This is a genomic window from Methylobacterium sp. NEAU K (assembly GCF_030700285.1).
In the GTDB taxonomy this organism is placed as follows: Bacteria; Pseudomonadota; Alphaproteobacteria; order Rhizobiales; family Beijerinckiaceae; genus Methylobacterium.
This window is the reverse complement of sequence record NZ_JAUYZJ010000046.1, coordinates 1-24383: the sequence shown is the minus strand read 5'-3', so window position 1 is coordinate 24383 and position 24383 is coordinate 1. Positions and strand designations below refer to the sequence as shown.

General features: G+C 65.3%; 17 protein-coding genes and 7 pseudogenes. 7 read left to right on the top strand and 17 right to left on the bottom strand.

All coding sequences use genetic code 11. The features are described from left to right. Window positions 1-130: 130 nt before the first annotated feature. Window positions 131-918, bottom strand: a pseudogene (locus Q8W67_RS24385) (IS3 family transposase); the annotation flags it as partial. A 579-nt stretch (window positions 919-1497) separates the two neighbouring features. Between Q8W67_RS24385 and Q8W67_RS24380 the strand changes: the two are divergent. Continuing rightward, the gene (locus Q8W67_RS24380) at window positions 1498-2730 is read left to right on the top strand and encodes an efflux RND transporter periplasmic adaptor subunit (protein WP_305550435.1); all 1233 of its coding nucleotides are present in this window, start codon (window positions 1498-1500) and stop codon (window positions 2728-2730) included. Window positions 2731-2771: 41 nt separating this feature from the next. Further along, window positions 2772-5900 (top strand): annotated as a pseudogene (locus Q8W67_RS24375) (multidrug efflux RND transporter permease subunit). Window positions 5901-5918: 18 nt separating this feature from the next. Here the strand turns inward: Q8W67_RS24375 and Q8W67_RS24370 are convergent. From Q8W67_RS24370 to Q8W67_RS24355, 4 genes and pseudogenes are all read right to left on the bottom strand, one after another. Beyond that, a pseudogene (locus Q8W67_RS24370) lies at window positions 5919-6083 on the bottom strand (IS5/IS1182 family transposase); the annotation flags it as partial. A 311-nt stretch (window positions 6084-6394) separates the two neighbouring features. Then, a complete protein-coding gene (locus Q8W67_RS24365; protein ID WP_305550434.1) occupies window positions 6395-7417 on the bottom strand; it encodes an efflux RND transporter periplasmic adaptor subunit in 1023 nt (340 codons plus the stop codon). Then, window positions 7401-9098 carry an ABC transporter transmembrane domain-containing protein gene (locus Q8W67_RS24360; protein WP_305550433.1) on the bottom strand — a complete coding sequence of 566 codons (1698 nt, stop codon included), beginning with the start codon at window positions 9096-9098 and terminating at the stop codon, window positions 7401-7403. Before Q8W67_RS24360 ends, Q8W67_RS24365 begins: the two co-directional genes overlap by 17 nt. A gap of 346 nt (window positions 9099-9444) precedes the next feature. Beyond that, window positions 9445-9723, bottom strand: coding sequence for a hypothetical protein (locus tag Q8W67_RS24355; protein ID WP_305550432.1), 279 nt, complete (start codon window positions 9721-9723; stop codon window positions 9445-9447). Window positions 9724-10060: 337 nt separating this feature from the next. Here Q8W67_RS24355 and Q8W67_RS24350 point away from each other — a divergent pair, with 337 nt between their 5' ends. After that, on the top strand, window positions 10061-10957 hold the full coding sequence (locus Q8W67_RS24350; RefSeq protein WP_305550431.1) for a LysR substrate-binding domain-containing protein: 897 nt from the start codon (window positions 10061-10063) through the stop codon (window positions 10955-10957). 50 nt (window positions 10958-11007) lie between these two features. Here Q8W67_RS24350 and Q8W67_RS24345 read toward each other — a convergent pair. The 4 genes and pseudogenes from Q8W67_RS24345 to Q8W67_RS24330 all read right to left on the bottom strand — a co-directional run. Further along, window positions 11008-11205, bottom strand: a pseudogene (locus Q8W67_RS24345) (ion transporter); the annotation flags it as partial. 319 nt (window positions 11206-11524) lie between these two features. Next, the gene (locus Q8W67_RS24340) at window positions 11525-11908 is read right to left on the bottom strand and encodes a hypothetical protein (RefSeq protein ID WP_305550430.1); all 384 of its coding nucleotides are present in this window, start codon (window positions 11906-11908) and stop codon (window positions 11525-11527) included. A 46-nt stretch (window positions 11909-11954) separates the two neighbouring features. Next, window positions 11955-12998 (bottom strand): annotated as a pseudogene (locus Q8W67_RS24335) (IS630 family transposase). A 585-nt stretch (window positions 12999-13583) separates the two neighbouring features. Then, window positions 13584-13841: a hypothetical protein gene (locus Q8W67_RS24330; protein ID WP_370693949.1), complete on the bottom strand. Its 258-nt coding sequence runs from the start codon at window positions 13839-13841 to the stop codon at window positions 13584-13586. Window positions 13842-14024: 183 nt separating this feature from the next. Between Q8W67_RS24330 and Q8W67_RS24325 the strand changes: the two genes are divergently transcribed. Continuing rightward, complete coding sequence (locus Q8W67_RS24325; RefSeq protein WP_305550429.1) at window positions 14025-15389, top strand: TAXI family TRAP transporter solute-binding subunit; 1365 nt, start codon at window positions 14025-14027, stop codon at window positions 15387-15389. Between the two features lie 297 nt (window positions 15390-15686). Here Q8W67_RS24325 and Q8W67_RS24320 read toward each other — a convergent pair whose 3' ends face one another. From Q8W67_RS24320 to Q8W67_RS24290, 7 genes are all read right to left on the bottom strand, one after another. Next, window positions 15687-16361, bottom strand: coding sequence for an antibiotic biosynthesis monooxygenase (locus Q8W67_RS24320; protein WP_305550428.1), 675 nt, complete (start codon window positions 16359-16361; stop codon window positions 15687-15689). A gap of 336 nt (window positions 16362-16697) precedes the next feature. Then, entirely contained in the window at window positions 16698-17597 is a 900-nt protein-coding gene (gene panB / locus Q8W67_RS24315) for a 3-methyl-2-oxobutanoate hydroxymethyltransferase (RefSeq protein WP_305550427.1), read from the bottom strand. A gap of 184 nt (window positions 17598-17781) precedes the next feature. Next, window positions 17782-18078 (bottom strand): DUF6166 domain-containing protein, encoded by a 297-nt coding sequence (locus Q8W67_RS24310; protein ID WP_305550426.1) that lies wholly within the window; start codon window positions 18076-18078, stop codon window positions 17782-17784. Then, a complete protein-coding gene (locus Q8W67_RS24305) occupies window positions 18075-18293 on the bottom strand; it encodes a hypothetical protein (protein WP_305550425.1) in 219 nt (72 codons plus the stop codon). The genes Q8W67_RS24310 and Q8W67_RS24305 overlap by 4 nt, the downstream gene beginning before the upstream one ends. A 28-nt stretch (window positions 18294-18321) precedes the next feature. Next, window positions 18322-18711, bottom strand: coding sequence for a hypothetical protein (locus Q8W67_RS24300; RefSeq protein ID WP_305550424.1), 390 nt, complete (start codon window positions 18709-18711; stop codon window positions 18322-18324). 63 nt (window positions 18712-18774) lie between these two features. Continuing rightward, entirely contained in the window at window positions 18775-19566 is a 792-nt protein-coding gene (locus tag Q8W67_RS24295) for a sterol desaturase family protein (RefSeq protein ID WP_305550423.1), read from the bottom strand. Window positions 19567-19933: 367 nt separating this feature from the next. Then, window positions 19934-21358, bottom strand: coding sequence for an MFS transporter (locus Q8W67_RS24290; RefSeq protein ID WP_305550422.1), 1425 nt, complete (start codon window positions 21356-21358; stop codon window positions 19934-19936). A 164-nt stretch (window positions 21359-21522) separates the two neighbouring features. On the opposite strand from Q8W67_RS24290, the gene Q8W67_RS24285 reads away from it, so the two are divergent. Further along, on the top strand, window positions 21523-22284 hold the full coding sequence (locus Q8W67_RS24285; RefSeq protein WP_305550421.1) for a GntR family transcriptional regulator: 762 nt from the start codon (window positions 21523-21525) through the stop codon (window positions 22282-22284). Window positions 22285-22539: 255 nt separating this feature from the next. On the opposite strand, the gene Q8W67_RS24280 is transcribed toward Q8W67_RS24285, so the two are convergent. Then, window positions 22540-23022 (bottom strand): tyrosine-type recombinase/integrase, encoded by a 483-nt coding sequence (locus tag Q8W67_RS24280; protein ID WP_370693948.1) that lies wholly within the window; start codon window positions 23020-23022, stop codon window positions 22540-22542. A gap of 510 nt (window positions 23023-23532) precedes the next feature. On the opposite strand from Q8W67_RS24280, the pseudogene Q8W67_RS24275 reads away from it, so the two are divergent. Together Q8W67_RS24275 and Q8W67_RS24270 are read left to right on the top strand one after the other, a co-directional pair. Then, window positions 23533-23649, top strand: a pseudogene (locus Q8W67_RS24275) (IS630 family transposase); the annotation flags it as partial. A gap of 236 nt (window positions 23650-23885) precedes the next feature. Continuing rightward, window positions 23886-24383: pseudogene (locus Q8W67_RS24270) on the top strand (transposase); the annotation flags it as partial.

The window sequence follows — 24383 nt, the reverse complement described above, 5'->3', positions numbered from 1 at the left end:
GTTGCTCCCGACCTGCAGCGGCCACGCTGGCTCGGTCGACGATCTCGAACGCGCGGCGACGAAGTTCGATGAGGCCCGCCTCGGCCCATTGCGCGCGAATGCGGCTCACCACCTGCGCACAACACGCAAAATTGATCACGTCCGCCACCTTGAGCTTGCGATCCACCTGGATGGCCAGGCACTCGCGGCTGAATTTGTCGAGGACGTTGAGCATCCGGAACTTGCGCCCGTCATGGGTGCGCGCCTCGACGAAGTCGTAGGACCAGACGTGATTGCGTTGCTCAGGCCACAGCCGGATGCAGGAACCATCCCTGTCCCACAGCCGTGCGCGCCTTGGCTGGCGGGCTGGCACCTTCAGCCCCTCCTGCCGCCAGAGGCGCTCGACCCGCTTGTCGCTGACCCGCCAGCCGGCCGCCCGCAGCAGGGCGGCGACCTTCCGGTAGCCGTAGCGGCCGTAGGTGCGGGCGAGCTCGATCAACTCGGCGACGAGCGCCGCCTCGTCATCTCTGCCCCGCGGCAACTTGCGCTTTGTCGAGCGATACTGCCCGAGCGCATGACACGCGCGGCGCTCGGAGACATTCAGCACCGTCCGGACATGCTCGATGCAGGCGCGTCGGCGCGCGGGGCTGGTCAGTTTCCCCGGGCCGCCTCCTGCAGGATCAGCTTGTCCAGGGTGAGATCGGCAATCGCCTTCCTGAGCCGCTGGTTCTCCGCCTCCAGATCCTTCATCGGCCGGACCTGATCAGTCTTCAGGCCGCCGTACTCACGCCGCCAACGGTAGTCGGTCACCTCGCTCACGCCGATCGCGCGGGTCGCCTCCGCCACGCTCTGGCCTTGGCCGACTCCTTGGCCGACTAGCACGTCCGCCTGCCGCAACTTCGCGACGATCTCCTCAGGCTTGGGTCGCTTCCTCGACATCGATCCGTCCTCCAGGCTCGAAAGCCATACCAAAGGGCGAACCACTCTCGTGGGGCGGATCACATCGAGAAGACCCGCCATCCTGAGCCCATCGAGAGCGCCTGGGTCAACCTGCTGTCGCCAGCGTAGAAAACATTGAGGTGACAAGGATGGAGCGCAACGAAAACCTCCGCATCATTTCACCCCCCTAAATTCTGGTTGCGGCCTGCAACGGAACCTGACTGTACGAGGACGTCTGCCCGAACCTGTTGATGTAGCTCAAGGTAGTCGATTGCGGCCGGCCTATGCTGTCGAAGATGGTCCGACATCGCGAGATCGCCGGCAGCTCTCGCCGAAGGGGCCCGGACCGGGGATGCTGTGCAGTTAAGTAACGGGCCTAGTACGAGCAAGGCGCGTTTCGCTAATGCGGCTCATTGAGGGAGTCAATCGACTTTTCTCGTCCGAGCGCTTGAAACGGCGAGTGTAGATCACGAACCTATTTAGACGGAGATCCGGGCCCCTCTGGTAGTCTCATGTGAGATTGCGATGTCGGATACTCTCGGAGCGCGCCTCATCAGTGCCAGACCAGAGGATTGTCCGATGCTGCTTCGCATTAGAAGCGAGCCGATACCTGGGCATGAACGGGTAGGTGTGCGCACGCAGAGCCAACTTACGGGCACTGTGGCGATCCTGGTTCTGTTCATCACATTTACAGGCTGCCAGGATAAACAGGCCGCCTCCTCCGCTCACACAGCAGTGACGGCTCCCGCAGTCAGCATCATCGTCGCGGAGCCGAAGGCTGTAACCCTGGTCAAGGAATTGCCGGGTAGGATCACGCCGATGCGCATCGCCGAGGTACGCCCGCGCGTGTCCGGTATCATCATCAAGCAAACCTTCGAGCAGGGTAGTCTCGTCAAGGAAGGGACCGTCCTCTATCACATCGATCCCAAGCCATTTGAGGTCGAACTCGACGCCGCCAAGGCGGCGCTGGCCAGGGCCGACGCGACACTGTTCCAGGCAAATCGCCAGGAGGATCGCCTGCGGCAGCTCCTCAGCGGGCAGACCACAACCCAGGCGCAGTACGATCTAGCGCTGGCGGCAGAAAAGCAGGCCGAAGCGGACGTCGCGGCTCAGAAGGCCGCCGTCCAGCGCGCCCAGCTCAACCTTGACTTCGCAACCCTGCGGGCGCCGATCACCGGGCGGATCGGGCGGGCGCTCGTGACGGAGGGCGCCCTCGTCGGCCAGAACGAGGCCACACACCTCGCCACCATCCAGCAGCTCGATCCCATCTACGCCGACTTCACGCAGTCCGTGACCGAGCTGAACCAGCTCAAGCGCGATCTCAGCGACGGCCGGCTGCAGAAGGTATCGCCCAACGCCGCCAAGGTGCGCCTCGTATTCGACGACGGCACCCTCTACCCACATTCCGGGCGGCTTCTCTTTTCCGATGTCACGGTCGACCCCGGCACTGGCCAAGTAATCCTGCGCGGCGAATTCCCGAACCCAAGCGCGGAACTCTTGCCGGGCACCTACATGCGCGTGCAAATTGAGGAGGGTATCGACGCCGATGCCATCGTGCTGCCGCAGCAGGCGATCCAGCGCAACAATGCGGGCGGCAGCGAGGTCTATGTCGTCAACGACGAGGGCCGCGCCGTACTGCAGCCGGTGCGTGTCGGCCGCACGCTCGGCAACGAGATCGTGGTCGAGGACGGGCTGAAGCCCGGCTATCGCGTCGTCGTCGAGGGCTTCCAGAAGTTCAGGCCCGGCAGTGTGGTGCAACCCGTGCCGTGGGTGCCAGCCAAGCAGGCGGCGGCGCAAGCCCGACCGAACTGATCCCTTTCCAAGCGCCCCGCTCCCTCCGGAGACCTGCCGCCATGCCCGGCTTCTTCATCGCGCGTCCGATCTTCGCCTGGGTGGTGGCGATCTTCATCTGCCTAGGCGGACTGCTCGCGCTGCCGTTCCTACCGGTCGCGCAGTATCCGGTGATCGCGCCACCCTCGATCTCGATCTCGACCGTCTACCCCGGAGCCTCGACCCAGAACCTCTACTTCAGCGTCACCCGGCTGATCGAGGAGGAGCTGAATGGGGCCGCCAACGTCCTCAACTACGAGTCGACGAGCGACACCACCGGCGAGGTCGAGATCATCGTCAACTTCCAGCCCGGAACCGACATCGCGCTGGCCGCCGTCGATGTCCAGAACCGTATCAAGCGCATCGAACCACGCCTGCCGTAGGCGGTCCGCGAGCAAGGCATCCTCATCGTCGAGGCGAGCAGCGCCATTCTACAGTTCGTGACGCTCACCTCCAGCGACGGCAGCCTCGACGAGGTCGGCCTTGGCGATATCGCCACCCGCAACGTGCTGCCGGAGCTGCGGCGTCTCCCTGGTGTCGGCCGGGCGCGCCTGTTCTCGACCGAACGTGCGATGCGGGTCTGGCTCGATCCGGACAAGATGCTCGGCGTCAACCTGACCGCGCAGGATGTCGAGGACGCGATCAAGGCGCAGAACGCGCAGGTCGCCTCGGGCTTGCTCGGCGTGCAACCGAGCCCGAGAGCTCAGCGCACGCAGAACATGGTGCTGGTGAAGGGTCAGCTCGAGTCGCCCGAGGATTTCGGCTCAATCGTGCTGCGCGCCAACCCGAACGGCTCCACCGTGCGCCTGCGCGACGTCGCACGACTGGAAGTCGGCGGCCTATCATACGCCTTCTCAACCCGCCTGAACGGCAAGCCCGCGGCCGCCATCGCCGTGCAGCTCGCGCCGACCGGCAATGCGCTCGCCACCGGCAAGGCGGTGAAGGCCAAGATGGAGCAGCTCGCCCGCTTCTTCCCGCCGGGCATCAAGTACGAGATCTCCTACGATGTCACGCCGGTGATCACGGCCTCGGTCAAGAAGGTGCTGCTGACGCTCGCCGAGGCGGTGGTGCTCGACTTCGTCGTCATGTTCCTGTTCCTGCAGAACTTCCGCTACACGCTGATCCCGACCATCGTGGTGCCGATCGCGCTGCTCGGCACCTGCGTCTCCCTTCTCCTGATGGGCTTCTCGATCAACGTGCTCACCATGTTCGGCATGGTGCTGGCCATCGGCATCCTCGTGGATGACGCCATCGTGGTGGTCGAGAACGTCGAGCGCATCATGGCCGAGGAGGGCCTCTCGCCGAGAGTGGCCACCGAGAAGGCCATGGGTCAGATCACGGGCGCCGTGATCGGCATCACGCTCGTCTTGATGGCGGTGTTCGTGCCGATGGCGTTCTTTCCCGGCTCGGTCGGCATCATGTACCAGCAGTTCTCGGCCGCCATGGTCGTGTCGATCGGCTTCTCCGCCTTCTTGGCGCTGTCGCTCACCCCGGCTCTGTGCGCCACGATGCTGAAGCCGATCGCCAAGGGGCACGGTCACGCCAAGGGCGGCGTTTTCGTCTGGTTCAACCGCGGCCTGGACTGGCTGACGCGCCGCTACGGCACCACGACGCGCTGGATGGTGGTGCGCTCGGGCCGCTTCATGCTGCTCTACCTGGCATTGCTGGGCGGCCTCGGCTACGCCCTGTGGCGGCTGCCTGCGGGCTTCGTGCCGGTCGACGACCAGGGCTTCGTCATGGCCGACGTTCTGGCACCCTCGGACGCGAGTGCGAACCGGACGCTCGATGTCGTCCGTTCGGTGGAGGAACAGCTCGCCGGAACGCCAGGCGTCGACAAGATCACGTTCATCACGGGCTTCAGCTTTTTCGGTCAAGGCGCGATGACGGCGCAGGCCTTCGTCACCCTGAAGGACTGGTCGGAGCGCGATGCCGATCAGAGTTCCGCGGCCATCATCGACAGGAGCAATGAGACTTTCGCAGGCTTACGTGACGCGGAGGTGTCGGCGCTCGCCCCGCCGCCGATCGCCAATCTCGGCACGACGAGCGGCTTCAGCTTCCGTCTGCAAGACCGCTCGCAGCGCGGCTACGAGGCGCTGATGGCTGCCAAGGATCAGCTTTTGGCGGCCGCTACCCGCTCGCCGATTCTGCGCGAGGTGACAGTCGAGGGTCTGCCGCCAGCCCCACAGATCCGGCTCGACATAGACCGCGAGAAGGCAGCCGCCCTCGGTGTGACGTTTGCCGATATCAACACCACGCTCTCGGCGCAGCTCGGATCCAGCTACGTCAACGACTTCCTCAATCGCGGCCGTATGCAGCGCGTGGTCGTCCAGGCGCGTGAGGATAAGCGGGTCAGGCCGGAGGATCTGCTGACGTATAGCGCGCGCAACAGCAGCGGTGCCATGGTGCCGTTCGCCTCGTTCGCTCGGATCACCTGGGTTGTCGGTCCAACCCAGGTGATCGGCTTCAATGGCTACCCGGCCGTTCGCATTACTGGCAGCCCGGCACAGGGCTACACCAGTGGCGACGCGCTCGCCGAGATGGAACGGTTGACGAGCGAGTTGCCGGGCGGCTTCGGCTACGAGTGGACGGGTCAGTCACTGCAGGAGAAGCTTGCCGGCTCCCAGGCCGCATTCCTGCTCGGGCTCTCGATCCTGTTCGTGTTCCTGTGTCTCGCCGCACTCTACGAGAGCTGGTCGATCCCGTTCGCCGTCATGCTGGTGGTGCCGCTCGGCATCGTCGGCTCTGTGGCGGCCGCCTACCTGCGCGGGCTGCCGAACGACGTCTACTTCACGGTCGGTCTGATCACCATCATCGGTCTGTCAGCCAAGAACGCGATCCTGATCATCGAGTTCGCCAAGGACCTGCGCGCGCAAGGCAAGCCGTTGATCGCGGCGACGCTCGAGGCGGCGGAACTTCGCTTCCGGCCGATCGTGATGACGTCGCTGGCCTTCATCCTCGGCGTGGTGCCGCTGGTGATCGCCTCAGGTGCCAGCGCCAAGAGCCAGCAGGCGCTGGGCACGGGCGTTCTAGGTGGAATGATCACCGCGACTGTGCTCGCCGTGTTCATGGTTCCTGTCTTCTTCGTGGTCGTGATGCGTTTCTTCTCGCACGAACAGAGGACAAGCAAGCCACAGCTTGCCGGTGCTGCTTGAAGACAGGGCCAAAACCGTTTTGGCTTGTGCCTGGCAGATGACGGCACAGGCGAGCGTTGTGAAAGCGAGGTGGAGGTCGGCGCGTCGCTCGTAGCGGACGGTGAGCCGGCGGGAGCGGGCGACCCAAGTCAGAGTGCGCTCGACCATCCAGCGGTAGCGGCCGAGGTGCCAGCAGCTCTCGATCGACGGGAGGACGGCGCGCGACAACGCGGAGCTCGTCGCTGCCGCGTCCACAACGATTGGCACATGCGGGGGTCGTTTGGCAGATGCCGCTGAGCTTCGCTCAGATTGGGCTGCACGCTGAAGAGTCGTATGCGCGCGGCTTGGTGGCTACCTGAGAAGGTCAGCTTTCGGGACTTGGCCATAAACGGCTGAACGACCGGATGGGCGCGAAGCGGCCGACTGGGTCTGGCCAAAAGACGCCGGTCTGCTTCAGAGAAGAGAACCGGAAAAGCGGTCGTTTTTCTTTCGATCGTCGACCTCAACTTGATCTTTCAGATTGGATCTAAGCGCGCTTTCGGAAACTCCAGGGGGAAGTTGTTGAGCACGCGCCAGAGCTCATAGCCGAGCGCGACCGAATCCATCCGGATCCAGCCGCGTACCTTGGCGCCGAGCGGAATGAAATCGACGTCGGGCCATGCGAGCTTGGCGCGGTCCTGCTCGACCAGCACGCGAAACAGGCCGCTCGGTTGAGCCGAGGGATCGACAGCACGCACTCGCCCATCGAACATGCCGTGGGCCACAGAGGGCCAGCCGCTGAATTGAATGGCCGGCCAGCCCTCGAACTCGAGGCGGACGGTCTGGCCGGGTCGGACCAAGGCGACGTCGCGCCCGTCAATCATCAGCTCCACCACGCGAAACGGTGCGTGCGGGGCGAGGGTGGCCAGGGTATCCCCCGGGCTCACCAGGGCGCCGGCGGCTGCCGCGTTGATATGCAGGATCCGGCCGTCGCGAGGCGCGCGCACAAGCTGCGCCGATTGGCGGTTCACGGTCACTTCAAGCCGGCTGAGTTTCGCTCTGACCTCGGCCAATCTCGCGCGACGCTCCGCCACCCGGATCTGCGCGGCCTCGAAATTGCGCCGCGTCACGAAGCCCTTCTCGGCGGCCTCGCGCGTTTGGTTGACCTGACTCTCCGCCACCTTCACCGCCTGATCGGCCGCCTCGATCTCGGCCTCGATCTGCTCCCGCTCCGCGGCAAGACGCTGCAGCAGGAACGGATCGTTGTCGACGAGGCGTGCGATGGGATCACCGGTGCGGACCTGTTGGCCATCCTCGACGTACCAATGCTCCACCCGGCCCTGAACCAGAGCCGTGATCGTCTGCACGCGGTCGGCAGGGTTCGGGGCGATGACGCGACCCGTCCCGGCCGAGGTCTGCACCCAGGGCACGTACAAGAGCATGAGGACCGTGAGGATAGTCCCGATGCCGATCATCCAGCCAAGGGCGATAGCGGCCCGTGGAGGGCGGATCGAGGTCAGGGTCGGGAAGAGAGGGAGGTGTTCAGGCCGCGACAGCATGGGTTCTCTCCAGCAGTATGGCCTGGTCAAGCCGGTCTTCATGGTCGGCGGCGCGCACGTAGCCGTGGGGCCCCAACCGAATCTGATCTGCGTGGATCGGGAGCGGGGGATGGCGCGTAGCGTGGAGTACCGTCGTGCCGGCCTTTCCGAGGCTGGCAAGCGAAGCGGCGATCCGATCGGGCGGCAGCAGATCGGACAGCGCCGACAGGATCACGAGCTTCGGCGGATCGAGAAGGAGGGCGGCCAGCTTGAGCGCGATGGCCTCGCCCGTCGAGAGCGGCGAGCCTGTCGCGGACAACGGCGTGTCGAGGCCGGAGGGCAGGCGGCGGATGCGCTCGGCCAATCCTACACGCTCAAGGCAATCGTGAACTGCGGCTGCGCTCTGGCCGTCAATCGGCGACAGGTAATCGCGGATGCTCGTCTCGACGAGCGTCGGCCGATCCAGGACGACGATCTCCGAGCGAAGCTCGTCCGGATCGAACGCCGTAATATCGGATCCGCCGACCATCACCCATCCACGTTGCGGCCGAAGCCGGCGATGCAAGAGCGCCGTGATCGTTCGTTCGAACTCATCATCCGCGGACACGGCGAGAACTTCACCGCGCGCGACCGCGAAGTCGAAGCGGCAGCCATCGGCCTCGACATCGCGCAGGCGAAGGGATCCATCCGCGGGGCTCGGGCCGGTCCGCCCATCCCCGGCCGTCTGTTCGATCCCCTCGAAGAGCGACAACTCGTGGAGCGCCGCAACGAGGTCATAGAAGGTCCTCGCATGGGAGCCGAGTTGCGAGATGCCGTAGAAGGCTCCCGAAAGGACTAGTTCCGCAGCGACAAGCTGACCGAGCGACAGCTGGCCCTGAAGGATGAGCCATCCACCCATCGCCAACAGGGCGGCACTGGCGACCGCGTAGACCGTGAGGAAGCCGATGGTCTGCGCGAAAGTGTGGCGGAAGTGGCGGCGATACGCCTGCACGTAGGCGGCGGTCATCGTCTCGGAACGCGCCAACGCAGTCGAAAACCGACCGCCGCCTTTGTAGAACCCGTTCGAGCTGCCGATGCTCTGCAGCCAGCGCGCCGTCTCGTGCTTCGCATGGCTCAGCGCCGCGCCGGACCGAAGCGCCGGCCCCGCCCAGAGGAGCCCAACGCCGAGCAACACGGCGGCGACGACGAGATTAAAGGCGAGAAGGAACGGGTGGTAGAAGCTCGTCAAGACGAGGCCGATCCCGGATTGAAGAAGGATCGCGAAGCCGCCGATCAGGAGTTGCGGGACCGCCTTCTGAACCGTCATGAGATCGAAGAAGCGGTTGAACAGGTCACTGCGACAGGAGTCGTCGAAATGCGGGTCCCTGGCATGGAGGGCACGCAGGGTGATGTCCGCGACCATCCTCGCGAACACGCGCCGCTCGAACAGTGCCAGGACGTAGACCCGCGCGGCGCTGAGCATGGCGGCGGCGAGCAGCAGCCCGAGAAGAAGCCCGGACAGGACGAACAGGGGCGCCGGCAGCGCCGTGTTGGCCACCGAGTTGATCAGGAGCTGCACCGACACGGGCGTGGCGAGACCCAGGAGCGCCACGGCAATTCCGTAGACAACTGCTGTCCAGACGAAGCCCGCCTCCGGCTTCAGCAAGCGCACGATGAGCCTGCAGGCTTCCGCGAGCGTCAGAGGCGTGTGTTTCGCATCCATGGGACGAGGACTTTCCAGATTGGAACGTGGGCATGCGAGGAGGGCCACGGCTCCGACAGGGTGCGGGGCATGGCCATGGGGACACGGGAAAACCGTCGTGGCGCGGATGGCGCAGGAGCGCGGAGCCGACCCGGAACACCCGGCTCATGTGGGCTCAATCCTCATGGGGTCAGATCGAAGCGACTAGCGGTCCGCTGGAGGGCGTAGGGCGGATGCCTTTGGGATGCCCACCAGGGCAAGGATGGCAGGCACAGTCCGCCATGACGGAGTGGCACGGCGGACCGTGTTGATGCCGGCGATTGCCGGACAGCCGGACAGCTGTCGGGTCGAGGCGATGCCCCCCGCTTCAGCAGCGGTAGCCGCCCGACGTCTGCCCGTACTGCTGCACTGGGAAGTGCTGCTGATCAGAATTGCCTTCCTGGGCCGAGCTTCTGCGGCAGCCACCGACGGTGGGGGTCAGGATCTCCCCCGAGAAGGTCGAGCCGGTCGAGAGCGCGTCCCAAGTCGTCTGCGGAAGAGGCCGCGTCGGAGCGCCCACACGCAGGTCGGCGAATGCGGCGGAGAGCGGCGCGACACAGAGCGCGGCTGCGACCGTCACGATGGATAACTTCTTCGACGCCTTCATCGCTTGTCTCCAAACAGATTTACGGTCGTAACGACCTGTTCGTGGATTGAGATCGGCTTGAACCCCACAGTCTTGCGGTGCATTTTTGCCTCATCCACGCAAATAATTTGGAGACGATAGGACCGGGCTACAATTTCGTGTCTTCAATGGCCCTCATTTCGAAAACGAATGAGAAAAACTCGCGGCGCGTTTCGCTAGATATTTAATCCCCGCTGAGGACGCTCGGTCGATAGGCAATGTGTGTTCCGTCACATCGCGCCATTACGATCAGTGAGGATTTGGCGGGGGCTTGAGGCCGGAGCTTGAGATCCGACCCAGGCGAAATGATGTGACGGCGATGCCTAGCCCGCCATTGCCTTTCGACATCGACCTGCTGCGCACCTTCGTCGCCATCGTCGACAACGGGAGCTTCACGCGCGCGGCCCGTAGACTTGGCCTGACGCAGTCGACCGTGTCGCTTCAGATCAAGCGCCTGGAGGACGGCCTCACCCGTCGCCTCTTCGACCGCGACGGCCGGGAACTCAAGCTGACGCCCGAGGGCGAGGTTCTGCTCACCTATGCGCGGCAGATGCTCAAGCTCGGTACCGAGGCCCTATCCCGGATCGTCACGCCGGAACTGACGGGCCTCGTTAGGCTGGGCACGCCGGAGGATTTCGCGACGACGCACCTGTCGGAGGTTCTGGCGTGTTTCGCCAGCTCCCATCCGCAGGTCGCGCTCCAGGTGAATTGCGACTTCACCGTCAACCTGCTCGATGATTTTTCGAAGGGCAGCTACGACCTGATCCTGTTCAAGCGCGAACCGCAGGGTCCGAGCGGAGGGACCGGGGTCTGGCGGGAGGTGCTCGACTGGGTCGCGTCGCCGCGCCTGGTCGCACAATCCGGTGGCCCGATCCCGCTCGTCCTCGCGCCGGCGCCAGATGTCTATCGCAAGCGCGCGCTGTCGGCCCTCGACGCCGCCGGACGTGATTGGCGCATCGCCTACACCAGTCCGAGCCTGGCCGGATTGCAAGCTGCCGTGCAAGCTGGGCTCGGGGTGACGGTGTTGCCGACGGAAATGATCCCGGCGGACATGGTCTCGGTCTCAGCCCGGCTTCAGCTGCCGAAGCTCCCCGATACGGAGATCGTCCTCTACCGTGCACCCGGCCATGTCTCGCCGGCGGCGGAGTTGTTGTCATCGACGATCGTCGCGGCGCTCGAGCGGCGCGTCGTGGCCCCGACGACCGTCGCCCTGTGAGGATCATCGGAGCCTTCGCTCAATCCGACAGGTAGGCCTTCATCGCGCCGTCAGTCTGCCCCCTCGTCGGGGATGTTCAGGAGGTTGCCGCAGGCCTTGCAGTGCACGGCGTCCGGCTCGTGGCGCTGCAGCTCGCAGGCGTCGCAGGTGAAGCGCACCTTGTAGGGGCGGAACACTACCTGTGCGAGGCGGAAGAGCAGCGTCACGCCGCAGATCATCACGAAGACCGACAGCAGCCGGCCCGTGGGCGTCCCTGCGCGGCGCCCGCGACGCCGCCGCCCTGCACGCCATCGTCGGCGGCCAGACGCTCAGCAAAGCCTGAGCGAGACCGAGCCGAGCTCGCCGAGCCACCAAGGTCTGCCCCGATAGGAATTGCGCGAGGCCTGAGCAACTTCCCACCGCCACGAGGTCGCCTCCGTTCAGTCTCGAGCCGCGATTAGCGAGATGGCGTGCCAGCCACGCCACCGCGTCGAGCGGATTGCCTATGACGTCACGCCCATGGCCGCGGGCGACGACGTTCCCGTCGATGGCGAGGCTCGCCTCGCTCGCCGCGAGGTCGGCGGCAGCCTAGCCATCGATCCACGGGCCGGCCCTGTGCGCGACCTCCAGCCCGAGGTCGGCGGTCGCCACCCAGTCGTCGAGCAGGGATGGGAGCGCGGTTCGCCTCCCGATGAGGTGGAGGTCGAGCCGGCAAGCTGCGCAGGCGCCGAGGGCGTTGCGTGCCGTCGTCCCCTCCTCATCCGTGAACGCGAAGGAGCGACCGATCAGAAAGGTAAGGCCCACGCCTTCGCCGAGCATGCCGCGCGGCAGCCTGTAGGTCTCGCCGTCTTCCAGGACAGCCTCGCGTAGGAGCGGGCCAACGACGGGCCCGCCCAGGCGCAGCTTCCGCGCGACCGCCGAATGCGTGCCGACGTGGGAGTAGCCCAGCTGCGCCCAGCTGAGGCTCCTCAAGGTCTCGTCGCGCAGGTCCTCGGCCTCTTATACCAATTCTCATTGATCAGAACCCATGGGCCCATGCGCGCCATCCGATGGACCTGATGCGCCAGGGTCGGTCGATGAGGGCGTTCCAGGCGTCGCAGCAGTGGTCGAGGATGTCGGCGTAGGAGTTGAAGATCCGATTGCCGAGCCCGTTGTCGCGCATGAACTGCCACAGGTTCTCGACCGGGTCGAGTTCGGGGGCGCGGGGCGGCAACGGCAGTAGGGTGATGTTGGCAGGCACCGCGAGTTTCTTGGTCGTGTGCCACCCGGCCTGATCGAGCAGCAGCACGGCGTGCGCGCCGGGGGCGATGGCCTGGGCGATCTCGGCCAGATGCAGGCCCATCGCCTCGGTGGTGCAGCGGGGCATGACGAGGCCCGCCCCTTTGCCAAGGGTGGGGCAGATCGCGCCGAAGATATAGGCCGAGGCGGTGCGCTGGTCCTTGGGTGCTGCGGGGCGCGTGCCGCGCTTGGCCCAGCGGCGGGTGATCGTGTTCTTCTGGCCGACCCGAGCCTCGTCGGCGAACCAGACCTCTATCGGCTTGCCGCCGACGGCCTGCGCGATCTCCGCCAGGCGGGCGGGGAAGCTTTTTTAAAAGCCGGTCCTGGGCGTGGTGGCGCGGGCGGGCCGAGAGCTTCCGATAGCCATGCTCCGCAGCACCCGGCTCAGCGTCTGCTCGGACACCGAGACGCCGTGATCCTCGAACAGGATCTGGGCGAGATCGACTAGCCGCCAGCGCACCACCCCGTGGGCGGCTGGCATCGGCCCCTGCTCGACCAGGGCGCGCAGCGCCTCACGCTGCTCGGCGTTCAGGCGCGGCCGCGCACCGGGCGCCTTGCCGCCGATCAGCCCGTCCGGACCGTACGCATTGAACGCCACCACCCAGTCCCGCACCGTCTGAAGCCCGACCCCGCCGAACGCAGCGGCCTCCGTACGCGAGCCACCCGCGTAGATCGCAGACAAAGCCAGCAGGCGACGGGTCTGAGCAGGATCGCGCGCACCCTTGGCCAGGATGCGCAAGCCTTCGGCATCGAAGTCCGACCGCAGCGGCACCGGAGCGGCCATGCCATCCTCCTCAGTCTCCAAACCCAAGGACAGAATCACCAACTGGCCGCCGCCGCTACCCCCGGTGAGTCCCGCTCAACGAGGGTTGGTATTAGAGGTCCGCGAAGCCAGGGAGGTCCATGTCGGCGATGCCACCGTTGAGGCAAGCCTAAGCTAGGCGCTCCCCCGGGCGTCGAGGTCGATGGCGTATGGTGAGGCGAGCATGGGACGGTTCCGGGAACGCGGGCGCTTCCGGAGCCTGCGTCCCTTCGCATAAGGGTTTGAGAGAGCATACAGAGTCGTGACATCAGCAACCGATTAGGACGACCCCACCTTCAGGCGCGGAAGGGCGAAGGCCTCAGATGCCCGCGAGACGGCCCAACACATCGGACGCGAGCAGAAGGCAATAGCCTCCGAGCGCGGCGACCCCCGCGACGGCGAGGACGAGGACCGATGTGCGGGTGATGGCGGTGCTGCGACGTCCGGAGTCCGAGTGCCGGATGTGGCGGGCTCGGACGGAACGGGTGCACACGGGAAACCCCTTCGGTTGATGACTGGAAGGATATGGGGGCCGGGATCGGGAGCTCCAGGCCGGCGATCGCGCCCTCAGATACGCAGCTTGATGCGCTCCCTGAACAGGAGCACCGCGTCGGGACGATGGTCGGTCTCGTCCTCGGCGTAGTCGACGGCGGCCTTCCGATTCCGGAAGAGGCAACCGGCGCGCCCGTGGATCCCGATGGCGACCCAGTGGCCCTCCGGGTCCTGGCCGACGATGAAGCGGGCCGCATCCGAGGCCGGGGCCGGGGCCTCGTCATGGATGGCGGCGATTTGAACGGTGGGAGACATCGTGCGTCTGAGGTTCACGCGGCCCTCAGGAGACTACGTCACAAGCTGTGCCCGGACGCGTTAGGGTTCGAGCGGGAGTGGAGTCGATCCCATAAGTGTGTCGTTAGAATCGCGGATGTCGGTCGCCGACCCTATCGCGGACCGGTGGCACGTCACCCGCTTCAAGCCTCGCAGCTTGGCCGGCGAGTGGGGGGAGCGTGAGTGCGTAAGTTGGCATTGCCGGGCGTCCGTGAGGCGTTGCTTCCCCTGGGCCTGTCGGCCCTGCTCCTGTTCGGGGCATTCGCGGCGTTCCATCTGACACGTCCCACGACCCTGACCATCGCGGTCGCTCCGAACGGCGGGACCGAGCCGGCGCTACTGCGGGCTTACGCCGACGAACTCGCCCGTCGGAAGCTCGGCATCCGGCTGAATGTCGTCGCGTTCGATGGGGTGCGCGAGAGCGCGGAGGCACTCAAGGCCGGTAAGGCCGATCTCGCGGTGGTCCGGCCAGACGTGGCGATGCCAGGCAACGGGCTCACCCTCGCGGTCCTTCGAGAACTGGCCGCCTTCGTGGCGGCGCCGGGCGCCTCCGGCATCAAGGCCATGCCGGACCTCGGGGGCAAGCGGCTCGGCATGCTGGCGGGGCGGACGGCGGACCGGAGGCTACTGCGCGACCTCGTCGCACACTATGGGCTTGAGCTCCTGACCGATCCGCCGCCCGGAACGACGGACAAGAAGGCGGTGGTGCTGGTTCCCGTGGAGGAGACCGACGTCGCGGCCGCGCTCAGGGACGGGCGCATCGACGCGGTGGCGCTCGTAACAACGCCTACCTCCCCGGCCGCGCGGCGGTTGGTCGGCTTCGTGGGAGAGGCGGGAGAGGACGGCGAAGTCGCGCTAATGGGAGTCCCCGACGCGGCGGCGGTTGTGGCGCGCTGGCCGCGCCTGCAGCCCGTCACGGTGCCAGCTGCCCTATACGGCGGCAACCCGCGGCTGCCTGCCGAGGACGTCGCGACCGTGGGTTCGTCTTATCGTCTGATGGCGCGCGCCGGCCTGTCTCGCGGTGTGGCCGCGGAGGTGACCCAGCACCTGTTCGAGATGCGTGCGGCCCTGGCCGAGACGGTGCCAGCGGCTGAGGATGTGAGCCATCCGAATTACGAGGACACAGCGGACGCCACCAGCGCGCGGCTCCCCATCCATCCCGGCGCCATCGACTACTACGAACGCGAGCAGGAGACGTTCATCGAGCGCTACGAGAGTTGGATCTACCTCGTCGCCATCCTTGGTGGCGGCATAGGGTCCGCGGCCGCTTGGCTGCGGCAGCGCCTCGGGCGCATCCGCCGTGAGCAGATCGAAGTGGCGACGGCGCGCCTGCTCGAACTTCGCTCGGAGGCACGCCGCGAGACTGACCGCGTGCGCCTGGACGCCATGGCGGGGGAGGTGGACGACCTCGCGGGCAGCATCGCGCGCCACGCTCTGAATAAACCGACTGAGGCCAGGATGCTGGGCGCCGCAACCGTGGCCATCGACGCCGCCCGCTCGACGGTCCAGCGCGCTATCGCTCGTCTCGACATGCCCCTCGCTGACTGATCGGGCCGCACCGTGTTACTGTCCGCTTCTGGGATGCACGCAAATGCGGGTGGGCGACTGCAATGGGCGCAGACCGGCCGGCTGGGTATGGCCGGAAGCGGCCCGTCTGCTTCGGAGACCATCCGCCGGAAATGCGGACATATCACTCCCGATCCCAATAAGTTGTCCGCCTTCTTCATACTCGGCGGCATCGCCATGGGCATCACTGGGCTAAAAGGGTCCGCCTCACGCAGCGGCCGGCGTTGCCAGGCAGCCTCGGCCGACTGCCACCTAGGTAAGGCGGATCGAGTGCCGGGCTCACCGTTTCTCTCGTGGGTCGACCGGCGGGTAGAATTGCGGACTCTCGCGGCGGTCGAACATGCCGTAGTCACGGATCACCCGCACGTTCCGGATGCGCATGCGTTCGGCCTGGGCCGGCGCAGTAGGCTTGCAAGCCGAGGCCGCATCGGTGTCGACCCATGACAACAACAGCATGACCTTGCCCGGATTGTAGATCGAAGCGAACACGTCCGAGGCCAAAAGGCCGCCGGCCGCGGGAGTGGGCCCGAGCGCACCAACCAAGTCCTCGGGCAAGGCGTGGCCGGCGCGTGGCACCATCTCGCACAACTGGCACACCTTGGCGCCGCCGACCTCCGTTTCGTCGAAGCGCTGCTCCCGGATCGTATGTCCTTCCGGTGGATGGCTGTCCGCCGTCACCTCACCGACCCGAAGGTGGTAATCGGAAAACACCTCAAGCCGGCTCTTCTCTTGGACGAGGTGGTGGCCCGCATGCGTCCGCCAGCGGATCACCGACTTCTCGTCTCGCCAAGTCGAGTGTGACAGCACCCAACCCGGTCGGGTCCGGCTCGCGAAGCGCTCGTTGTCGATGAAACCGTCGATGTTCTCCAACTCGGGCTTCAGCACCTTCCCGTGCTCAAGGTACACGTCCTTCCGCCCCTCGCCGGGATGGACTTCGAAGATGACCGAGAACATGGCTTCCTCTCCTGGAGCGGGGCTCTTTAGGCTGGCGTGGCCTCGCGCAGAAAGGCGGCAGACGCCTGCCTAAGCGTGCCACGCCGGACTTCAAGGTGCATAAGGTGCGTCCCGCGCCCGATCTTGAGGTCGCGGCGGTCGGGCGAGCCGGTGAGGGCATCAAACAGCCAGCGTGCGTCGGCATTGGTGCTAGACCGTCTCAGGCGCCACCGATGACGCACACGGGCGCACGGACGAGCACTGGGTCGTAGGGCAACTTGCCGTGCCAAGCGCGCAGGATCTCGACGAATAAGCCGGCGCGCACCTTCACGCCCTGCTGCCACGCCTGTCGGGGACTCAGACGTGCTTTCGCCTCTCGATCAGTGTCTGGAACTTTTCGTACTCTGCTGGATCGACACGGTATGAGTGGTCGTCGTCGGGAAAGGCCACGGCCTTGACCTCCTCGACGTACTTGCGGATGCCGGTCACCGCGACTTCGGTGAGGTTCGCGTAGCGTTTCGTGAACTTCGGCTTGAAGTCTGTGAAGACGCCCAGCAAATCGTAGGCGAGCAGGATCTGGCCGTCGCAACCGGCACCGGCACCTATGCCGATGGTGGGGATCGTGAGCTGCTCGGAGATCAGTTTGGCAATCGGCGCCGGCACGGCCTCGAATTCCAGCATGAAGCAGCCGGCGTCCTCGATAGCGAGGGCGTCTTCCAGGATCTTCATCGCCGCCTCTGCTGTTCGGCCTTGGATCTTGAAGCCGCCGAAGTTGGCGATGGTGTGCGGTGTCAGCCCGATATGCGACGCCGTCGGGATGCCGGCGTCGACGAGCGCCCTGAGAACATGGGCCTGGCTCTTGCCGCCCTGCGGCTTCACCGCGTCACAGAGCGCCTCCTGCATGAAACGCGTGGCGTTCGTGAGGGCCCGATCGACGGTGTTGTAGCTCTGGTAGGGCATGCAGCCGAGCACGAAGGTGTCCGGCGCACCCCGCCGCACTGCGCCCGCATGAAGGATCATCATGTCCATCGTCGCGGGTATGGTGCTGGTATGACCGTGGGCAACCATGGCGAGACTGTCGCCGACGACGGCAACGTCGACGCCCGCCATCTCCGCCCACCGAGCGGAGGTGTAGTCCGGAACGGACATGTAGACGAACTTCTCGCCCGTCTGCTTGGCGGCGCGGATATCGAGGATTGTCCGCTTGCCGGCCTTCTTGGACGGCTCATTCAGAGTTGTCGCCGTTGTCGCACTCATGTCCGCCCCTGCAGGATTGTTCATTGGTCGAGGCGGCTGCGCCCGGCCGCCGACTTCGGTTCGAGCTCGCCGTGCTCGCCTAGTGCTCTGACGCCAACAAAACGTGCACAAGGTAACGCGGTTTTTGAAGCGATAGCAGCGAATTAGCAGGCAGGCACGTGGCGCGTTCGTCGGCGTCTGTGCACTAGCGCAGGCGCTGCAGGACGCGGTCGATGTCGGCCGTCGTCATCTCCCACTCGTTCTGGAAGTTGGCCACGACGCTACGCATAAACTGCGGTTGAAGGCGTTCCGCCTCGGCCGTGTCACCGAGGTGGTCGACCAGCATCGCGTACGCGAGTTGCGAAGGTTCGGGCCCCTCGTAGCTCCACTCGAAGCCGTTGCGCGAGTAGCGCTGAATCTCCGTCCTTTCCGGAAGCGGCTTGCCATCGACCGTAACGACGATCCCGTCGATGGTCCGGTCCCCCACGTAGACCTTGTTCACGACCGAGCCTCCCGCATCTGGTGGCGCGGCATGCGGCCGTCGGAGCGGGAGCGCATCACCTCGGGGAAGATCCAGAGGCTGACGACCATGAACGGGCCGAGGAACGCCACGGCCCATTGTGGGCCGGTTTGACCGAGGTAGCCCATGTAGAACCACCCTGCGAGCGCGGCCAAGGCGACGGCGACGGACAAGCCGAACTTGATCGGAAACGGCATCGGATTCCTCCCGGATCGGTGGTCGTTCTTACAGGGTGAAGGCGGAACCGACCTGCTGCAGCAGGCCGAGCGCGCCCCCGAGCCCGGCGAGCACGATGGCGAGGCCGGCCAGGCCGTCACGCCAGCGCTGGGGCCAGACGTTGAACAGGCCCGGGGCGAACAGGACGGCCAGCCCGCCCACGATGACGAGGCTCGTCCAGCGCAGATTGGCGGCTCCGTAAGCTAGGCCACCGCAGACTAATGCCAGCAGAAGCACGACGTTGGCCGCCAGCAGCAGCAGGCCGAGCGGCCGGCCTTTCAGGTCGGGGCGGGTTTCAAGCGGGAACATGCCCGTGAGGACATAGAAGCCGACGCTGGCGACGCCGGCGAAGAGGGCGAACCACGCGAGGGCGGCTACGTTAGGTTCGATCATATTCATGGAGGACCTCCCAAGTGTCGGGGCGGCGTCTCGTGGGCGCCGCACGTCGCGTGTGGCAGGGGCTTACTCGGCCGGCTGCATCGCGCCGGGCTCGGCGGCCCCGGGCGTGCGGGACGTCTTTCGCATGTTGGTCTTCACGTGACGGGTGTCGTAGCCGTTGAAGAGCGTGCCGAGCAGGCCACGGTTGAGGTCCGAGGTGCCGAACAGCCAGTCCATGATCGGGAAGGTGAGGTTCATGTTGCGCTCCATCATGATCGACTGGTCGTGATGGGCCGTGTGGTGCCGGCGGTTCGTGTTGATGAACGGCATGTTTCGGACAAACCAGTTGTCCTCGACGTGGCAGCAGAAGTGCATGAACTCATAAATCATGTAGATGCTGGTCGTCGTCGTGATGAACAGCCAACCGACGTTCGGCGTGAACACGTTGCCGAGCGCGATGGCGCCCGGAATCGACATCAGCGTGAATGTCGCCAGCGCATAGGGCGGAAAGAACGTCACCCGGTAGTCGCGTTGGTCAGCAAAGCGCATCTCGTGGTCGGTGAAGAACTGATGGTGCTGGAGCGTGTGTCGATTGTATACGGCGCGGCCGATCGGATTGCTCTGCGGCCGATGCATCACGTAGCGATGCAGCCACCACTCGAAGAAATTGCACAACAGGAATGCCGCCGGCACAGTTGCGAGTTCTTTCCATGTTGGAGCCCTGATGTTGGAGATGTATATGTACAGCGCCGTGAGGCCAATTGTGTAGATGATGGCGATGTGCAGGAAGCCGTTGTACCAGCCCGCTACACGCTGCCGATAATTTGCTCGATAGTTTCTCTGCCTCTCGCTCATCTTGGTGACTGCGAGTTCCATTAGAATTCTCCCTTGTTAGATATCTCGTGAGGCGCCCGCCGCAGCCGCTCAAACGGAGAAGTTTAGTAAGACGCCATCGCCGCTACGGAGTGCGAGAGAAAGGCAGGCTTGGCGGCCGCCGGCTCGGCACGCGACCGCACCATGACCGCGGGACGAACGTGGCCGCGGGCTTGCTGGCAGGGCGTCCGCCGCATTCCCGACAGACGGTGAGACGCCGACCGTCATCCGCATTGCGAGCCGTCTGGCACATGGCGCTCTCCCTGCCTTATTGCTCGCAACATATCATTGATATATCAATCGTCAACAGTACTGCGGGGTTCCATTAGGCCGGCAGGGGTGCGAGCGGCCCGCATCCCTGCCGGTACGCTCAGTGCGAGATCGCTTCGAGCGACTTGCCTTTGGTCTCGATGCCGAGGATGCCGACGCTAGCCGCTGCGATGACGAACGATCCGGCACCCAGGGCGAACACGCCGCCGTGGCCGAGCGTCGGCAGGATGAGCCCGATAACGTAAGGGCCGATCAGCGAGCCCACACGGCCGACGGCCGAGGCGCAGCCGGCTCCCGTTGCGCGTGCGCGGGTCGGGTAGAGCTCGGGGGTGTAGGCGTAGAGCACCGACCACATCCCGAACAGGAAGAACTGCATCATCAGTCCGTACGCGATCAGCCAGGCGAACGACGGCGAGTGGCCGTAGAGGTAAGCCGCCACCGCGCTGCCGAGCAGCATCAGCACGGCGGTCGGCTTGCGACCCCAGCGCTCGACGAGGATGGCCGAGGCGATGAAGCCAGGCACGCCCGCGAGCGAGATCAGGATCGTGTAGGTCACGGATTTGGCGACGCTGTAGCCCGCATCCTGCAGCAGGGCTCCGAGCCAAGTGGTGAGGCCGTAGAAACCGAGAAGGGCGAAGAACCACGTCAGCCAGATCATGACCGTGCGGCTGGCGTAACCCGGGCTCCAGAGTTCAAGGAAGGAGAATCGACGCTCGCCCTGGGCCTGTTCAGGCAGGACCTCCGGCTCGGACAGTGAGCGGCCGTCGAGACGCGCGGCCACCTTCGTCTCTATGGTCGCCATCACGCGATCGGCCTCATCGAACCGGCCGCGGTCCGCAAGCCAGCGAGGTGACTCCGGCACCAGGAAGCGGATCACGAACAGGAACACCGCCGGCAACGCTTGGGCCAGGAACACCGCTCGCCAGTCGAAGTAGCTCAACAGGACGTAGCTGAGGCAGCCGGCCGCGATGAAGCCGAGGGGCCAGAAGCCCTCCATGATGGCGAGGTATCGGCCGCGCTTGGCCGTCGGCAGAAACTCGGAGACGATGGCCAGGGCCACGGGGAACTCCATGCCCATGCCGAAGCCGAGGAGCAGGCGGGCGTAGCCGAGCATGGTCGCGTCCGGCGCGTAGGCGCACCACGCGCTGCCGAGCCCCCAGAACACCATGCTGATTTGGAAGACGAGCTTCCTGCCGAAACGATCGGCCAGCATCCCGGAGATCGCCGCGCCGGCGAACATGCCGATGAAGCTCATGCTCGACAGGAGCCCGGCCTGGGCCGTCGAGAGGCCGAACTCGGTCTTGATCGAGCCGAGCAGGAAGGTGAGCGAGCCGAGGTCGATTGAGTCGAAGAACCAAGCCGTCGCGATGATGAGGAAGATATTGCGCTGGAACTGGGTCATCGGCAGGCGCTCCAGCCGTGCCGCGATCACTGCGCTCGACCCAGCCGCAACGCGGGCGGGGGTTTCGGTTGTGACCTTCTCCGGCAGCAGATCGCCGGCGGGTATCGCAATTTGCCCTACCATTCCTTGCCTCCCTACCTTTTAGTATGCGCCGGGTGTTACTGCAGGATATTTCTAGTCTGCGCAAGATATATCAGCGATATCCCCTTGCGCAGGAGAGCGCGCGGCACCATGCACTGATGCGAGGCGGTGGCGAGCGGGCTGGGCAAGGCAGAGGGGCGTCGTCGATGAACTTCGTGATCGGGAAGACGACGTCGGTCCGCGTCAGGCAGCGTGGCGAGAAGCGGGCGAGGAAGGCCGTGAAGGGGGCACTCGACGGGGCCGACGGGGCTGCTGGAGGAAATGACCTACCCGACCTGACGCTCACGGACAGAGCCTACCAGCAGTTGGAGGAGATGATTACGACCCTCGTGCTCCCGCCCGGCATGGTGCTGGGCGAGCAGGACCTGGTCCAGCGTCTCGGGATCGGTCGCACCCCCATTCGAGAGGCTCTGCAGCGCCTCGCCCGTGACGGGCTCATCGTGGTCATGCCGCGGCGCGGCATCCTCGTCTCCGACATCAACGTGCGCACTCAGCTGCGCCTCCTGGAGACCCGGCGCGTCTTGGAGCGCTTGATCGGCCGCCTCGCCGCGGAGCGGTCCACGAAGGAGGAGCGCGAGGTCTTCGCGGGCCTCGCGCAGGACATGCGCGAGGCGGCCTCGGCGTCGGACGACCTGGCGTTCATGCGCTTGGACCGTCAATTCAACGACCTGATCGCAACGGCATCGCGCAACGAGTTCGCGGTGCGCTCCTTGGAAAGCATGGCGGCCCTGTCACGGCGTTTCTGGTACCAGCACTACAAGCAGGCGGCAGATCTGCCGCTGACCGCCAATCTCCACGCCGACGTCTGCGAAGCGGTCGCCCGACGCGACGTCGATGCCGCCGGAGCCGCCTCGGACAAGCTCGTCGACTACATCGAGAGCTTCGCTCGCAAGACCCTGGATCTTTGATCCGCGTCGGTTCGGAAGAGCCGACCACACAGTGTTACCGAGCGTGTCATTTACGTTGGTACGTCGGAGGTGTCGGTCGGCGACTCGGCATATTGGCACTGCCTTCATGAGCGACCTGCGCCACAGCTGTGAGGAGCTTCATGCTGCACGTCCGCTTCCGTGACACTGCCGGGTATGCTTGGGCGGCTGCAATGGGCGCACAGCGGTCTGGCTGGTTTCGAAGCCCCTCGGCCCGGGAGTCGAGGGGCCGAACGCTCAAATCTCCGTCCCTTCCGCAAGCGTGAGCGCATCCTCGACGTCCACGCCAAGATACCTGACCGTACTCTCGATCTTCGTATGGCCGAGCAGGATCTGCACGGCGCGCAGGTTGCCGGTCCGCTTGTAGATCAATGACGCCTTCGTTCGACGGAGGGAATGAGTCCCGAAGTCCTCACTTCGCAGACCGATACCCGCGACCCACTCGTCGACCAAGCGCGCATACTGCCGGGTGCTGATGTGCGTTACACCATCGCGCCTGCTCGGGAACGCATAGTCGTCGAGCGTTCCGCCTCGGACCTCCAGCCATGCCAGGATGCTGTTGCGGGCAGGTTCGAGGAGCTCGAACTGTACCGGCCGCCGGGTTTTACGCTGGATGACAATGGCCCGGCTTCGCACGCGCCCGCCGCTGAGGAGATCGCCGATCTTGAGCTTGACGATGTCGCAGCCGCGCAGCTTGCTGTCGATGGCGAGATCGAACATTGCCCGGTCGCGTGTACGCCGTTCGCGATCGAGCCAGAACCGGATGGCCCAAACCTGCTGAGGTTTAAGCGCACGCTTTGCGCCGAGCTTGCGGCCAGCCGACCCTTTGTGGCCGGATCGTACGCGGAATGTCCCATTGTCCTTCTCCTCGCCGGCCGATGCCGGCGAGACGAGATGACACCCGAACCGACGCCCCTGCGGTGAGGACAGCATAAGCTGACAGACTGGTTGCGACCCATGGCAGCCATGTGGGCGGCTACGAGCACTCCCCCAAAGCGGTAGTCTTTCAGTCGTCCCACAATTCGGGCTGGAGTGGTAAGCCATCATTCCTCTTAAGCGTCTATTTCTAATCTGTGTGACGCTTCATCATGACACTCGCTAAAATGTGGGTCAGAATTGGTATCGGCGCCACGTCCGCCTAGATCTGTATCCGGTGGCTTTGCAACGCGGTTGGTGCCAAGGAGTTGGTAATCTGAGGAGCCTGCCGATGCTGTCAGCTTTGCTACTGATCTGCGGGAGTGCGTCGTTGCAGCCCTAGCGGTAGGCGTGTCCTGCCACGGGGCCGCTGGTCGCTTCGGGGTGAGCGTATCGAGCGCAAGTCGCTGGGCCGCGCGAATCGGCCACGAACAGTCGAATTTACCGTCTTTGAGATAGTGGATCGCACTGACAAGGCTGCTGCAAATGACTCGTCACTATGTCGGTCTAGACGTATCGCTGAAGTTCACTCAGATCTGCGTGATAGACGAGGCGATGAACGTCATCGCAGAGTCGAAAATTGAGACGAGCTTCGTGGCAATTGACCTGACCGGCTGGCTTTGGACCGGGCTGATTGAGAGGATCAGCCAGGACCGAAGGAGTAGGACATGCGGCGAGGTCAGAAGACGAGCGCGGAGCAGGTGGTGCTGAAGCTGCGCCAGATCGAGGTGCAGACAGCACAGGGCAAGAGCTTGGCGCTGGCGTGCAAGGAGGCGGAGATCTCTGAGCAGAGCTATTACCGCTGGCGCAAGGAGTACGGCGGCCTCCAAGTCGACCAGGCCAGGAAGATGAAGGACCTGGAGCGCGAGAACGCTCGGTTGCGGCGGCTCGTGGCGGATCTGTCTTTGGAAAAGCAGGTACTGGCGGACGTCGCTGCGGGAAACTTATAGCCCCCGAGCGACGCCGGCAGGCGGTCGATGGCATCCGGGAGAAGTACGGCCTCTCGGAACGTCACGCCTGCCGGATGGTCGGCCAGCACCGGGGCACGCAGCGCTACGTGCCCACACTGCCGGCCGACGAGGATGCGCTGACCCGCGCCATCGTCGCCCTGGCGTCCGAGTACGGGCGCTACGGCTACCGCCGTGTCACCGCGCTGCTGCAGGCAG